Genomic DNA, 14,255 nt, shown 5'->3' on the forward strand with positions numbered 1-14,255 from the left:
CCCCGCGCGGCGACATCCTACCAGCTCACCGACAAACGGCGGTGAGCTGGCCGACAACATGCAACGATTACTTCTTGTCGTCGCCTTTGACTTCTTCGAACTCGGCGTCAACCACGTCATCGTGCTTGGCTTCCGGCTCGGCCTGCTGCGCGCCGCCCTGAGGCTGTTCAGCCGACTGCTCGGCGTACATCTTCTGGGCTACCGGAGCAGAGACCTTGGACAGCTCTTCGACCTTGGCGTCGATGGTGGCCTTGTCGTCGCCTTTGACAGCGGCTTCCAGGGCAACCACAGCTGCTTCGATCGCGGTCTTCTCTTCAGCGGTGACTTTGTCACCGGCGTCGGCGACCATCTTGCGGGTCGAGTGAACCAGCGCGTCACCCTGGTTACGGGCAGCGGCCAGCTCTTCGAACTTGCGGTCTTCCTCGGCGTTGGCCTCGGCGTCACGCACCATGCGCTCGATTTCTTCGTCGGACAGGCCGGAGTTGGCCTTGATCACGATCGACTGGGTCTTGCCGGTGGCCTTGTCTTTGGCGCCGACGTGCAGGATGCCGTTGGCGTCGATGTCGAAGGTCACTTCGATCTGTGGCACGCCGCGCGGTGCTGGCGGGATGTCAGCCAGGTCGAACTTGCCCAGCGATTTGTTCTGGCCAGCCTGCTTGCGCTCACCTTGCAGCACGTGAATGGTCACGGCGTTCTGGTTGTCGTCAGCAGTCGAGAACACCTGCGACTTCTTGGTCGGAATGGTGGTGTTCTTCTCGATCAGCGCGGTCATCACGCCGCCCATGGTTTCGATACCCAGGGTCAGCGGGCTGACGTCGAGCAGCAGTACGTCTTTCACGTCACCGGCCAGTACGGCGCCCTGGATGGCAGCACCCATGGCAACGGCTTCGTCCGGGTTGACGTCTTTACGCGCTTCTTTACCGAAGAAGTCGGTCACCAGCTTCTGAACCAGCGGCATACGGGTCTGACCGCCGACCAGGATCACGTCGTTGATCGCGCCAACGTCGATACCGGCGTCTTTCAGGGCGATGCGGCAAGGCTCGATGGTGCGCTGAACCAGGTCTTCGACCAGCGACTCCAGCTTGGCGCGGGAGATCTTCACGTTCAGGTGCTTCGGACCGGTCGCATCTGCAGTGATGTACGGCAGGTTGACGTCGGTCTGCTGGCTCGAGGACAGCTCGATCTTGGCTTTTTCAGCGGCTTCTTTCAGGCGCTGCATCGCCAGCGGGTCACCCTTGAGGTTCATGCCGCTTTCTTTCTTGAACTCTTCGACGAGGTAGTCGATCAGGCGGATGTCGAAGTCTTCACCACCGAGGAAGGTGTCACCGTTGGTGGCCAGTACTTCGAACTGGTGCTCGCCATCGACTTCGGCGATTTCGATGACCGAAACGTCGAAGGTACCGCCGCCCAGGTCATAAACGATCACGGTGTGATCGCCCTTGGCCTTGTCCATACCGTAGGCCAGTGCGGCTGCGGTCGGTTCGTTGATGATGCGTTTTACGTCCAGACCCGCGATGCGACCGGCATCTTTGGTCGCCTGACGCTGGCTGTCGTTGAAGTAGGCCGGTACGGTGATGACCGCTTCGGTGACAGGCTCGCCGAGGTAGTCTTCGGCGGTCTTCTTCATCTTTTTCAGGATCTCGGCAGAGATCTGTGGCGGTGCCATCTTCTGGCCGTTGACTTCGACCCAGGCGTCGCTGTTGTCAGCCTTGACGATCTTGTACGGGACCATCTGAATGTCTTTCTGCACGACTTCTTCGTCGAAGCGGCGACCGATCAGACGCTTTACCGCGTACAGGGTGTTGTGCGGGTTGGTGACCGCCTGGCGCTTGGCCGACTGGCCAACCAGGATCTCGCCATCGTTGGCGTAGGCGACGATCGACGGCGTGGTACGCGCGCCTTCGGCGTTCTCGATGACCTTGACGTTACCGTTTTCGAGGATGGAGACGCACGAGTTGGTGGTCCCCAGGTCGATACCGATGATTTTACCCATGTTGATTCTCCCGAAACTGAATTAGGTGGCAGCGGCTACCGGAGTAGCCAACTGCGGAAATATTTGAGCGCTTGACACCTAGATGGGGTCGCCCCCAAAGATTTCAAGCCTTCTCGTCAATCGATGGCTGGGCCACTGCCGGCGCCTTGCTGACCACCACCATGGCGGGGCGCAGCAGGCGGCCGTTGAGCATGTAACCCTTCTGGAACACCTTGAGCACGCTGTTGGGCTCGACCTCGGCACTCTCTTGCATGGCCATGGCCTGGTGGTGCTCGGCGTTGAACGGCTCGCCGTGCGGGTCGACCGGCTCGAGGTTGTAGCGCTTGAGCGTGTCGTGGAACATTTTCAAGGTCAGCTCGATGCCTTCGCGCATCGGCTTGATGCTCTCGTCTTCGGCACTGGACAGCTCAAGGCCGCGCTCCAGGCTGTCGATCACCGGCAGCAGGTCGGCGGCGAACTTCTCGAGGGCAAACTTGTGTGCCTTCTCAACGTCCTGCTCGGCGCGACGACGGATGTTCTGCAGGTCGGCGGCGACGCGCAGGGACTGGTCCTTGGCGGCGGCCAACTGCTCCTCGAGCACCTGGACGCGGGTACCGAGATCCTCAGAACCTGCCGCTTCGGTGTTTGGGGTGTTTTCATCCAGCTGTTCGTCAGCCATTGGGTATCTCCTCCGCAATTTCTGGTGTACGAGCCATGCTCGCCTCTGTTGACGGCTATATGGGGTCGGAAAAACCAGGTTCAAGGGGCAAGGTGCTTTTCGATTGCCACCGGGCAATCTCCAGACGGGCATTGTCAGGCAGGCAAAAAGCACTGTATAAATATCCAGACCTGACCCCTCGGGAGCTGCCCTCATGCTGGTCCACCTGTCCATTCACAACTACGCCATCGTCGAACACCTGGACCTCGAGCTCGCTCGCGGCATGAGTGTGATCACCGGTGAAACCGGCGCCGGCAAATCGATCATGCTCGACGCCCTCGGCCTGGCCCTGGGCGACCGCGCCGACAGCGGCGTGGTGCGTCCCGGCGCCGACAAGGCCGATATCCTGGCTACCTTCGATTTGGTGGACATCCCCGAGGCCAGCGTCTGGCTCAGCGAGCGCGACCTGGAGCAGGACGGCCCGTGCATCCTGCGCCGAGTGATCACCGCCGAAGGTCGCAGCCGCGGCTACATCAACGGCACGCCCTGCCCGCTCGCCGACCTCAAGGCGCTGGGTGAGCTGTTGATCGACATCCACAGCCAGCACGAGCACCAGTCGCTGCTGAAGACCGACACGCATCGGCGCCTGGTCGACGAATATGCCGGCGCCATCGACCTCTCGCGCCAGGTGCAGCTGGCCGCCCAGCGCTGGCGGCAGACCCGCCAGGAGCTGGAGCGGCTGTCCAACTCCGGTGACGAACAGCGCGCTCGCCAGCAACTGCTGAGCTATCAGCTCGAAGAGCTGGACAACCTTGGCCTCGGTGAAAACGAGCTGGAGCAGCTCGAGCAGGAGCACAAGAGCCTGACCAACGCCGAGGCGCTGTTCGGCATCTGCCGCCAGGTCATCGAGCAGTGCAGCGAGAGTGATTCGGGTAACGTGCTCAATGCACTGACCGTCAGCCTCAACCGCCTGAGCGCGGTAACGGGCGGGCCGAAGGCGCTGGACGAGGCGGCGACGATGATCGCCAGCGCGCAGATCCAGGTAGAAGAAGCGGTCGGCGAGCTCAACCGCTTCCTGGATAACTTCGACGCCGACCCGATGCGCCTGCAGGCTCTGGAAGAGCGCCTCGACACTATCTATACGCTGGCGCGCAAGCACCGCGTGCACCCGACTCAGCTGCCGCACCTGCAGCAGCGCCTGATGGAAGAGCTCGAAGGGCTCAACGCCAGTGACGAATCGCTCGAGCGCCTTGGCGAAGAGCTGGCGGCGTATGCCCAGCATTATCAGGCCAAGGCCGTGGAGCTCAGCGCCTTGCGTCAGCAGGCGGCCAAGCAGCTGGCCACGGCGGTGGAGCAAGAGGTGCAACGCCTGGGCATGCCGGGTGGGCGCTTCTGCATCGAGCTGACACCGTTCGAGAGCAGCGAGCTGTCACCGCATGGTCTGGAGCAGATCGAACTGCTGGTCAGCGCTAACCCGGGGCAACCGCTTAAAGGGCTGGCCAAGGTGGCGTCGGGGGGTGAGCTGTCGCGGATCAGCCTGGCGATTCAGGTGATCACGGCGCAGACGTCGCGCATTCCGACCTTGGTGTTCGATGAAGTCGACGTGGGGATTGGCGGGCCTACGGCGGAAATCGTCGGGCAGTTACTGCGCCGACTGGGGGATCGTGGCCAGGTATTGACCGTGACGCACCTGCCGCAGGTGGCCGCGCAGGGGCACCATCATCTGTTTGTGCACAAGGTGCGTAACAGCGAGACCACGCACACCGCAGTGGCCAACCTGGGCAAGCGTGAGCGGGTCGAAGAAGTGGCGCGTATGCTCGGCGGTATAGACCTGACCAAGGAATCGCTGGCGCATGCGCGCAAGATGGTCGTGACCGGCAAGGCCTGACACTTCAGCGTACTGGGGCCGCTGCGCGACCCTTCGCGGGTGAACCCGCTCCCACAGGGACCGCGCCGTTCCGGAAATATCCACTATCCCTGGGGGACCGCGCCCCTTAGAGATATCCACTATCCCTGCGGGACCGCACCGCTATGGAAATATCCACTATCCCTGTGGGAGCGGGTTTACCCGCGAAGAGGCCGGCACTGACACCCTGCTTTTTTCGCACATCACAGAAAGCACAAAGGCGACCCTAGGGTCGCCTTTGCGTTTGATAACGACCTAAATCGTTACTTCTTCTTACGTACGTACAGGACCAGATTGTGGTCCACGAGCTCGAAGCCGTGCTCGGCCACGATCTCTTTCTGACGCTTTTCGATCTCGGAATCGAAGAACTCGATGACTTCGCTGGTTTCCACGTTGACCATATGGTCGTGGTGGCCGCCGTCAGCCAGTTCGAAGACCGCGTGGCCGCCGTCGAAGTTGTGGCGCACCACCAGGCCCGCCGCTTCGAATTGGGTCAGTACGCGGTAGACGGTCGCCAGACCGACATCTTCGCCCGCTTCCATCAGCGCCTTGTAGACATCCTCGGCACTCATGTGACGCTGCTCTGTCGAGTCCAGCATCTGTAGGATCTTCACTCGAGGCAGTGTCACCTTGAGACCAGCTTTGCGCAGTTCGCTATTTTCAACCATGGTCAGCTTTCTCGCCGATGCTGCTTCGCAGCTTCTCTTAATACGGGTATGATCGGGGTTTACGTTGTCCAGCCAAGATAGTGGAAGTCGCCCACCGATGCAAAAGTCCAAGCTCTTGCTAACCAGCCTCACCCTAGTGGGACTGCTCGCACTCGCCGGTTGCTCGTTTCCCGGGGTTTACAAAATCGACATCCAGCAGGGCAATGTCGTCACGCAGGACATGATAGACCAATTACGCCCGGGAATGACCCGACGGCAAGTAAGGTTTATCATGGGCAACCCGTTGCTGCAGGATACTTTCAACACCAATCGTTGGGATTACCTGTACAGCCTGCAGCCCGGTGGCGGTAAACGTCAGCAGGAGCGCATGAGCATCTTCTTCAATGAAGGTGATCAGCTGGTCAGCCTGTCCGGCGACTTCATGCCCGGCGTGAGCAAAGACCAGGAGATCCTGGGCGGCAGCGGCGACACCAGTGTCAGCCCGGACGTACAACCCGACCAGCCGGCCCAGCCTGCTGTGAAGCCGGCCCAGCCAGGCTCTGTCGAAGAGTCGATCCAGCGCGAGATCGACACCATCGAGACCACACCGGTCCCGACGCCAGCACCGCTGGAAACTTCCCCGCAATAAACGCGGCGAACAGAAAAAAGCCCGGGCCATGGTCCGGGCTTTTTTGTGTCCGCTGTTTACCGCCGCTCAGCCATGGAGTTGCTTGGCACGCTGGCAGAAGGCGTCGACCAGGGTGTTGGCCGCCTGGTTGAACAGCGGGCCGAGGGTGGCACGGATGATCGGGCCGGCGTAATCGAACGACAGGTCGAGGCTGATCTTGCAGGCCTTGTCGCCGAGCGGCTTGAACACCCACACGCCATGCAACTGACTGAACGGCCCTTCGACCAGGTTCATCTCGATCGACTGCCCAGGCACCAGCACATTGCTGGTAACAAATTGCTGGCTCATGCCGCCTTTGGCCACTTCCAGCTTTGCCCGCATGTGCGTGTCGCTGCTCTCGATCACCGTCGAGGCCGAGCACCACGGCAGGAACTGCGGGTAACTGGCCACATCGTTGACCAGGTCGTACAGCGCCTGTGCCGGGTACGGCAGCAGGGCGGAACGTTGAATATGGGTAGTCATCCAGGCGTCACTTCCAAGGCTGGGCGGCGGCGCTTCTCAGCGCACCGAAAACAGGTTCTGTGCAACGCACAGCGCCTGCATTGTCCGGGATTCAATCGGCAGGCTCAAGCACACCGAAAACCCCGTAGCCGACGACGCCACGACTGCCTATAATGCGGCCCCTATGGCTAAGCAAAAGAAACATCCGACCGGGACCATCGCGCAAAACAAGAAAGCGCGACACGATTACTTCATCGAACACAAGTTCGAGGCCGGGCTGGTCCTGTCCGGTTGGGAAGTAAAGAGCCTGCGGGCCGGCAAGGCACACCTGACCGACAGCTACGTGCTGCTCAAGGACGGTGAAGCCTGGCTGTTCGGCAGCCATATTGCCCCGCTCACCGCGGCCAGCACCCACGTCATCGCCGACCCGATCCGCACCCGCAAGCTGCTGCTGAACAAGCGCGAGCTCGAGCGTGTGCAGGCCGCTGTGTCGCAGAAGGGCTACACCTGTGTGGCCTTGGCGTTGTACTGGAGCAAGCACTTGATCAAGTGCGAGATTGCGCTGGGCAAGGGCAAGAAGGAATTCGACAAGCGCGACACCGAGCGCGAGCGCGATTCCAACCGCGAGATCCAGCGGGCTGTGCGCAACAAGGGCAAGGAAGACTGACTTCCCCTTATCCGCGTCGCCTTCTTCGCGGGTGAACCCGCTCCCACAGGGCTCTCCGCTGCCCCTGTGGGAGCGGGTTTACCCGCGAATGCCGCGCCGCAAAGTTCAGGCTCTAGCGCCCGCTGCGCCGCTCTGCCCGGGCCACGCGCTGGGCTTCTTGCTGCGCCTCTTCGAGCACCTCCTGCACATACAGAATGTGCCGGCTCGACACCTCCCGCGCCTCCTCCGCCCGGCCCTCGACAATCGCCTGATACAGCTCCCGGTGCTGACCGATCAACATGTCGCGCGTCTCCGAACGCTGCTGGTACATGCCACCAATGTTGGTCACGACGTTGCGCTTGAGCAGGTCGAACAACCCCCGAATGGTGTGCAGCAACACCGCATTGTGGCTGGCCTCGGCAATCGCCAGGTGGAAGTTCGCATCCGCCGCGCCCTCCTCCGCCCGGCTCACCTCACCCTTGCGCGTATAACAATCCTGCAACGCATTGAACGCCGCCGTCAGCCGCTCACGGTCCAGCTCGGTAGCCCGCTGCGCCGCGTAAAACGCGCACGAAGCCTCCAGCGTATGACGAAACTCGAGTAAGTCGCGCTGCGCCTCAGGGCTGTGCTCGAGCAACTGCAGCAGCGGGTCACTAAAGGTCGCGCCCAGTGACGCCGCCACATAATTGCCACCGCCCTGGCGGCTGACCAGCAACCCCTTGGCCACCAGCTTCTGGATCGCCTCGCGCAGCGATGGCCGCGACACGCCGAACTGCTCGGCCAGGGCGCGCTCGGCCGGCAGCCGCTGACCCGACGTCAGCGTGCCCTCGAGAATCATCCCTTCCAGCCGCTCGACAATGTCGTCGGACAGGCGCCGTTGGCGGACCTGATCAAAAACCATCACATGCTCTCCACAAACCCCCGTACCGATTTCGGGGGTGCCTATTCTGGCCTATCCAGGCCGAGCCGACACGCCTCAGTGGGTGATTTACACCCGCTATCAGGCGCCCGCTCATCGGCATCCGACCAAAGTTTGCCCCGAGACAAATTGACACGGGTGCAGCCGCGCTTTTAACCTAGCGACCAGACATTGTAAATTGGTCTTACCAATTATCCAATGCCAGTGCTGACCAACAACAATTAGGGGCCACCCCATATGCAAACCTGGCAACAACTCTATACCCCCCTGGGCAGTCTTGGCCTGTCCGCCATGGCGGCGGTCATCCCGATCGTATTCTTCTTCCTGGCCCTCGCCGTGTTCCGCCTCAAAGGCCACGTCGCCGGCAGCATCACCCTCGGCCTGTCGATCCTGGTGGCGATCTTTGCCTTCAACATGCCCGTGGACATGGCCCTGGCCGCAGCCGGCTATGGCTTCCTGTATGGCCTGTGGCCGATTGCCTGGATCATCGTTGCCGCGGTGTTCCTGTACAAACTCACGGTCAAGAGCGGCCAGTTCGAAGTGATCCGCAGCTCGGTGCTGTCGATCACCGACGACCAGCGCCTGCAAGTGCTGCTGATCGGCTTCTGCTTTGGCGCCTTCCTCGAAGGCGCGGCCGGCTTCGGCGCACCCGTGGCAATCACCGCCGCCCTGCTCGTCGGCCTCGGCTTCAACCCGCTGTACGCCGCGGGCCTGTGCCTGATCGCCAACACCGCGCCGGTGGCCTTTGGCGCGCTCGGCATCCCGATCATCGTCGCCGGCCAGGTGACCGGTATCGACGCCTTCCACATCGGCGCCATGACCGGCCGCCAGCTGCCATTGCTGTCGCTGTTCGTGCCGTTCTGGCTGGTGTTCATGATGGACGGCCTGCGCGGCGTCAAAGAAACCTGGCCCGCCGCCCTGGTCGCCGGCCTGAGCTTCGCCGTGACCCAGTACTTCACCTCGAACTTCATCGGCCCGGAGCTGCCCGACATCACCTCGGCCCTGGCCAGCCTGATCTGCCTGACCCTGTTCCTCAAAGTGTGGCAGCCCAAGCGCTCGTTCGCCGCGGCCCAAGGCAGTGTCGGCGCCGCCGTGGTTCAGTCCAGCGGCAGCCAGCCAACGCCCTACAGCTTTGGGGAGATCTTCAAGGCCTGGTCGCCGTTCCTGATCCTCACCGTGCTGGTGACCATCTGGACCCTCAAGCCATTCAAGGCTGCGTTCGCCCCAGGCGGCGCGATGTACAACTTCGTGTTCAACTTCGCCATCCCGCACCTCGACCAGCTGGTGATCAAGACCGCGCCGATCGTCACCACCGCCACCGCGATGCCGGCCGTGTTCAAGCTCGACCCGATCTCGGCCACCGGCACGGCGATCTTCCTCTCCGCGCTGATCTCCATGGCCGTGCTCAAGATCAATTTCAAAACTGGTCTGACCACTTTCAAAGAGACCGTCTGGGAGCTGCGCTGGCCGATCCTGTCGATCGGCATGGTGCTGGCCTTCGCCTTTGTCACCAACTACTCGGGCATGTCCTCGACCATGGCCCTGGTCCTGGCGGGCACCGGCGCTGCGTTCCCGTTCTTCTCGCCGTTCCTCGGTTGGCTGGGCGTGTTCCTGACCGGCTCGGACACCTCGTCCAACGCGCTGTTCAGCTCGCTGCAAGCGACCACCGCGCACCAGATCGGGGTCAGCGACACCCTGCTGGTGGCCGCCAACACCAGCGGCGGCGTGACCGGCAAGATGATCTCGCCGCAGTCGATCGCCGTCGCCTGCGCCGCCACCGGCCTGGTCGGCAAGGAGTCGGACCTGTTCCGCTTCACCGTCAAGCACAGCCTGTTCTTCGCCACCATCGTCGGCCTGATCACCCTGGTCCAGGCGTACTGGCTCACCGGCATGCTGGTTCACCACTAAAGTGACAGGGGCCGGGTGCGCCACGGCGCGCCCGGCAGCCGCCCCTCTCAACCTTTGCAGCGAGAATCCATGATCATTTCTGCCTCCACCGACTATCGCGCCGCGGCCCAGCGCAAGCTGCCGCCCTTCCTGTTCCACTACGCCGACGGTGGCGCCTACGCCGAGTACACCCTGCGCCACAACGTCGAAGACCTGGCCAGCATCGCCCTGCGTCAGCGCGTGCTGAAGAACATGTCCGAGCTGAGCCTGCAGACCCAGCTGTTCGGCGAGACCCTGAGCATGCCCGTGGCGCTGGCCCCGGTCGGCCTCACCGGCATGTACGCCCGCCGCGGCGAAGTGCAGGCCGCCCGCGCCGCCGCCGCGCACGGCATCCCCTTCACCCTGTCGACCGTGTCGGTATGCCCGATCGAAGAAGTCGCCCCGGCGATCAACCGGCCGATGTGGTTCCAGCTCTACGTCCTGAAAGACCGCGGCTTCATGCGCAACGCGCTGGAGCGGGCCAAGGCCGCCGGGGTCAAGACCCTGGTGTTCACCGTCGACATGCCCGTACCCGGCGCGCGCTACCGCGATGCCCACTCCGGCATGAGCGGCGCCAACGGGCCGATGCGCCGCATGCTGCAAGCCATGACCCGCCCGCAGTGGGCCTGGGACGTCGGCGTGATGGGCCGCCCGCATGACCTGGGCAACATCTCCACCTACCGCGGCAACCCCACCGGGCTGGCCGACTACATTGGCTGGCTGGGCAACAACTTCGACCCGTCGATCTCCTGGAAGGACCTGGAGTGGATCCGTGAATTCTGGGACGGCCCGATGATCATCAAGGGCATCCTCGACCCGGACGACGCCCGCGACGCGGTCAAGTTCGGCGCCGACGGCATCGTCGTCTCCAACCACGGCGGCCGCCAGCTCGACGGCGTGTTGTCCAGCGCCCGCGCCTTGCCGGCGATTGCCGACGCGGTCAAAGGCGATATCAAGATCCTCGCCGACTCGGGCATCCGCAGTGGCCTCGACGTGGTGCGCATGATCGCCCTCGGCGCCGACAGCGTGCTGATCGGCCGCGCCTTCCTCTGGGCGCTCGCCACCCATGGCGAAGCCGGGGTGAAGAACCTGCTCGAACTGTTCGAAAAAGAGATGCGCGTGGCCATGGTGCTGACCGGCGCCAAGTCGATCAGCGAGATCAGCCGCGACTCGCTGGTCCGCGAACTGGGCGCCTGAGCGCGCCCGCCCGACACACCCGCCTGATTGCCCGGGGCACGGCGCGCCACAGATGCGCCGGCCCCGCGAGGAGATTGCATGAGCCTGCCCGCCGCGTTCCTGCGTGATGCCGAGCGCCTGATCCCGGCCGACCGCCGTTTCGACGACCCCACCTCGACCCTGGCCTTCGGTACCGACGCCAGCTTCTACCGGCTGATCCCCAAGCTGGTGGTGCGCGTCGAGTCCGAAGACGAAGTGGTCAGCCTGCTGCACCTGGCCCAGCGCGACCGCGTTCCGGTGACCTTCCGCGCCGCCGGCACCAGCCTCTCTGGCCAGGCCCTCAGCGACTCGCTGCTGATCGTCCTCGGGGATAACTGGAACGCCAAGGAGATCCGCGGCCAAGGCGAGCAGATCCGCCTGCAGCCCGGCGTGATCGGCGCCCAGGCCAACGCCTGGCTCGCGCCATTCGGGCGCAAGATCGGCCCCGACCCGGCCTCGATCAACGCCTGCAAGATCGGCGGCATCGTTGCCAACAACGCCAGCGGCATGTGCTGCGGCACCGCCCAGAACACCTACCACACCCTCGCCGGCCTGCGCCTGGTGCTGGCCGACGGCACCCGCCTGGACAGCGAAGACCCGGCCAGCGTCGCCGCCTTCGAACAGAGCCACGCCGCCCTGCTCGCCGAGCTCGCCCGCCTCGGTCGCGAGACCCGCGCCAACGCCGAGCTGGCCGCGAAGATTCGCCACAAGTACCGCCTGAAAAACACCACCGGCCTGTCGCTGAATGCGCTGGTGGACTACGACCAGCCGCTGGATATCCTGCAGCACCTGTTGGTCGGTTCCGAAGGCACCTTGGGCTTCATCAGCGCGGTGACCTACGATACCGTGATCGACCACCCGCACAAAGCCTCCGCGCTGCTGGTGTTCCCTGATGTGGAAAGCTGCTGCAAGGCCGTTACCGTGCTCGAGCAGCAGCCAGTGTCGGCGGTCGAACTGCTCGACCGGCGCAGCATGCGCTCGGTGCAGGACAAACCCGGCATGCCGCTGTGGGTCAAGGCCCTGTCGGACAACGCCTGCGCGCTGCTGATCGAATCGCGCGCCGCCAGCCAGAGCCTGCTGCACGAGCAACTGACGCTGGTCATGGCCTCGATCGCCCACTTCCCGCTCGAGCAGAACGTCGACTTCAGCGAAGACCCCGCGGTGTACAACCTGCTGTGGAAAATTCGCAAAGACACCTTCCCTGCTGTCGGCGCGGTGCGTCAGACCGGTACCACAGTGATCATCGAGGACGTCACCTTCCCGGTCGAGCAACTGGCCGAAGGCGTCAACCGCCTGCTGCAGCTGTTCGACCGCCACCACTATGACGAGGCGATCATTTTCGGCCACGCGCTGGAAGGCAATCTGCACTTCGTCTTCACCCAAGGCTTCAACAGCGCCGCCGAAGTCGCCCGCTACCAAGCCTTCATGGACGACGTCGCGCAGCTGGTGGCCGTCGAGTTCGGCGGCTCGCTCAAGGCCGAGCACGGCACCGGCCGCAACATGGCGCCCTTCGTCGAACTCGAGTGGGGCCACGACGCCTATCAGTTGATGTGGCAGCTCAAGCGCCTGCTCGATCCCAACGGCATCCTCAACCCCGACGTGGTGCTGAGCGAAGACCCGGCCATCCACCTCAAGAACCTCAAGCCCTTGCCCGCCGCCGACGAGATCGTCGACAAGTGCATCGAGTGCGGCTTCTGCGAGCCGGTCTGCCCGTCCAAGGGCCTGACACTCAGCCCGCGGCAGCGCATCGTCATGTGGCGGGATATCCAGGCGAAAAAGCGCGCCGGCGAAGACGTCCGCGAGTTGCTGCGCACCTATCAATACCAAGGCATCGACACCTGCGCCGCGACCGGCCTGTGCGCCCAGCGCTGCCCGGTCGGGATCAACACCGGCGAGCTGGTGAAGAAGCTGCGTGGCCAGGCGGCCGAGCATGCCAAGACCGCCGACTGGCTGGCTGAGCACTTCCACACCGCCCTGCGTGGCGCGCGCTTTACCCTGGCGGCCGCGAACGGTGCACGCAAGCTGCTGGGTGCGCCACGCCTGGCAAGCATCAGTGCGGCGGTGAGCAAGCTCAGCAAAGGCCACGTGCCGCAGTGGACTTCGGCAATGCCGCAGCCAGTGCGCCCTATCGACTTCGGCCCAGCGAGCAATGACGCCCGGCCGCGGGTGGTGTACCTGGCCGCCTGCGTGTCGCGGGTAATGGGCCCGGCCTATGCCGATCGTGAGCAGAGTTCGTTGCTCGACAAGACCCGTGCCCTGCTGGAGAAGGCCGGTTATCAGGTGGTGTTTCCGGACAATGCCGACAGCCTGTGCTGCGGTCAGCCGTTTGCGTCGAAGGGCTATGCCGAGCAGGCCGAGCACAAACGCCAGGAGCTAATTGCGGCCCTGCTGCATGCCAGCCGTGGTGGGCTTGATCCGGTCTATTGCGACACGAGCCCGTGCACCTTGCGACTGGTGCAGGACCTGGGCGAGACGCGGCTGGATCTGTATGACCCGGTACGGTTTATCCGCACGCACCTGGTTGATCGGCTGGAGTTCAGCCCGCAGGACGCGCCGGTGGCGGTGCATGTGACGTGCAGTACCCAGCACCTGGGGGAGAGCCAGGCGTTGATTGATCTGGCACGGCTTTGCAGCAAGCAGGTGGTGATACCGGAAGGGATTCATTGCTGTGGGTTTGCCGGGGACAAGGGCTTTACCACACCGGAGCTGAATGCCCATTCGCTGCGTAGCCTGAAGGATGCGGTGCAGTATTGCAGCGAGGGGATTTCGACCAGCCGGACTTGTGAGATTGGCTTGTCGACCCACAGCGGCATCGACTATCACGGCCTGGTCTACCTAGTGGATCGCGTGACCCGGGCGCGGAGTATCTGAAATCGTCGGGCGCATGCCTCATGCGCCTGGCACGACACAAATCCACTCTCACAGATCACATGCCAGCTCACTGAACGCATGCCTGCTCATTGAATTAGCAGGGACCCTGTGGGAGCTGGCTTGCCTGCGAATCGAGGGCGAAGCCCTCGCCTACGGTCTCCAGCCGTAAGACATTTCCGAACCTGAAACCAAATGCTTCAGTTCGCATGCGCTTGGGAATTACCCTACAACCGCTACCGCCGTTTCGCTGTTGTTGAGCTTGAGCATCAGGGCTAATTTCCCAGGGTCGTCGATTTTTGGCGACAGGGTGTGAGAGCCCGAAACCTAGTGGTAGCCATATGGCAGCTGTACGCGGGCAGGATTCGT

Annotated in this window: 11 protein-coding genes; 6 read left to right on the forward strand and 5 right to left on the reverse strand. The window is 63.3% G+C overall.

The window, feature by feature from the left end:
* Positions 1–67: 67 nt before the first annotated feature.
* Together dnaK and grpE are read right to left on the reverse strand one after the other, a co-directional pair.
* The gene (dnaK, locus tag CCOS865_RS03355; protein ID WP_119137924.1) at positions 68–1,993 is read right to left on the reverse strand and encodes a molecular chaperone DnaK; all 1,926 of its coding nucleotides are present in this window, start codon (positions 1,991–1,993) and stop codon (positions 68–70) included.
* A 103-nt stretch (positions 1,994–2,096) separates the two neighbouring features.
* Entirely contained in the window at positions 2,097–2,651 is a 555-nt protein-coding gene (gene grpE / locus CCOS865_RS03360; RefSeq protein ID WP_119137926.1) for a nucleotide exchange factor GrpE, read from the reverse strand.
* Between the two features lie 193 nt (positions 2,652–2,844).
* Here grpE and recN point away from each other — a divergent pair, with 193 nt between their 5' ends.
* Positions 2,845–4,518 carry a DNA repair protein RecN gene (recN, locus tag CCOS865_RS03365; RefSeq protein ID WP_119137928.1) on the forward strand — a complete coding sequence of 558 codons (1,674 nt, stop codon included), beginning with the start codon at positions 2,845–2,847 and terminating at the stop codon, positions 4,516–4,518.
* Positions 4,519–4,799: 281 nt separating this feature from the next.
* Here the strand turns inward: recN and fur are convergent, their stop codons facing one another.
* A complete protein-coding gene (gene fur, locus CCOS865_RS03370) occupies positions 4,800–5,204 on the reverse strand; it encodes a ferric iron uptake transcriptional regulator (RefSeq protein WP_119137930.1) in 405 nt (134 codons plus the stop codon).
* Between the two features lie 97 nt (positions 5,205–5,301).
* Here fur and CCOS865_RS03375 point away from each other — a divergent pair, with 97 nt between their 5' ends.
* Positions 5,302–5,832: an outer membrane protein assembly factor BamE gene (locus CCOS865_RS03375; RefSeq protein WP_119137932.1), complete on the forward strand. Its 531-nt coding sequence runs from the start codon at positions 5,302–5,304 to the stop codon at positions 5,830–5,832.
* A gap of 66 nt (positions 5,833–5,898) precedes the next feature.
* On the opposite strand, the gene CCOS865_RS03380 is transcribed toward CCOS865_RS03375, so the two are convergent.
* On the reverse strand, positions 5,899–6,333 hold the full coding sequence (locus tag CCOS865_RS03380) for a type II toxin-antitoxin system RatA family toxin (RefSeq protein ID WP_119137934.1): 435 nt from the start codon (positions 6,331–6,333) through the stop codon (positions 5,899–5,901).
* 163 nt (positions 6,334–6,496) lie between these two features.
* Here CCOS865_RS03380 and smpB point away from each other — a divergent pair, with 163 nt between their 5' ends.
* Positions 6,497–6,979, forward strand: a complete 483-nt coding sequence (smpB, locus tag CCOS865_RS03385) for an SsrA-binding protein SmpB (RefSeq protein ID WP_119137936.1) — start codon at positions 6,497–6,499, stop codon at positions 6,977–6,979.
* Positions 6,980–7,091: 112 nt separating this feature from the next.
* Here smpB and CCOS865_RS03390 read toward each other — a convergent pair whose 3' ends face one another.
* On the reverse strand, positions 7,092–7,859 hold the full coding sequence (locus tag CCOS865_RS03390; RefSeq protein ID WP_119137938.1) for an FCD domain-containing protein: 768 nt from the start codon (positions 7,857–7,859) through the stop codon (positions 7,092–7,094).
* A gap of 255 nt (positions 7,860–8,114) precedes the next feature.
* Here CCOS865_RS03390 and CCOS865_RS03395 point away from each other — a divergent pair, with 255 nt between their 5' ends.
* The 3 genes from CCOS865_RS03395 to CCOS865_RS03405 all read left to right on the forward strand — a co-directional run bounded on the left by CCOS865_RS03395 (position 8,115) and on the right by CCOS865_RS03405 (position 13,889).
* A complete protein-coding gene (locus CCOS865_RS03395) occupies positions 8,115–9,785 on the forward strand; it encodes a lactate permease LctP family transporter (protein ID WP_119137940.1) in 1,671 nt (556 codons plus the stop codon).
* A 69-nt stretch (positions 9,786–9,854) separates the two neighbouring features.
* Positions 9,855–11,000 (forward strand): FMN-dependent L-lactate dehydrogenase LldD, encoded by a 1,146-nt coding sequence (lldD, locus tag CCOS865_RS03400; protein ID WP_119137942.1) that lies wholly within the window; start codon positions 9,855–9,857, stop codon positions 10,998–11,000.
* Between the two features lie 78 nt (positions 11,001–11,078).
* Positions 11,079–13,889, forward strand: coding sequence for an FAD-binding and (Fe-S)-binding domain-containing protein (locus CCOS865_RS03405; RefSeq protein ID WP_119137944.1), 2,811 nt, complete (start codon positions 11,079–11,081; stop codon positions 13,887–13,889).
* Positions 13,890–14,255: the final 366 nt, after the last annotated feature.

Source organism: Pseudomonas reidholzensis, from assembly GCF_900536025.1.
Taxonomy (GTDB): Bacteria; Pseudomonadota; Gammaproteobacteria; order Pseudomonadales; family Pseudomonadaceae; genus Aquipseudomonas; species Aquipseudomonas reidholzensis.